Source organism: Sulfitobacter sp. HI0040, from assembly GCF_001634885.1.
GTDB lineage: Bacteria > Pseudomonadota > Alphaproteobacteria > Rhodobacterales > Rhodobacteraceae > Sulfitobacter.
In genome coordinates this window covers 1-232 of the sequence record NZ_LWEX01000319.1, presented here as the reverse complement: position 1 = coordinate 232, position 232 = coordinate 1, and the positions used below count along the sequence as shown (strand labels likewise).

At 65.5% G+C, this 232-nt stretch carries 1 protein-coding gene; it reads left to right on the top strand.

The genetic code is table 11. The annotated features are described in order from the left end of the window. On the top strand, nucleotides 1-232 hold a 232-nt coding region (locus A3728_RS14520; protein WP_150120823.1), incomplete at both ends, for an ATP-binding cassette domain-containing protein.

Genomic DNA, 232 nt, shown 5'->3' with positions numbered 1-232 from the left:
AACGCGATCTGCCCGCCAGCGCCCTCTCCTTCGGCGAGATGCGGCGGCTGGAAATGGCCCGGGCGCTGGCCTCCAACCCGCGCATCGTGCTGCTGGACGAACCGGCCGCGGGCGCCAGCCTTGAGGACGGCCAGCTTTTGGCCGAACGCATCCGTGATATCCGCGAGCGGGGCGTTACCGTCCTTTTGATCGAGCATATGATGGAGCTTGTCATGGGCATTTCCGACCGGAT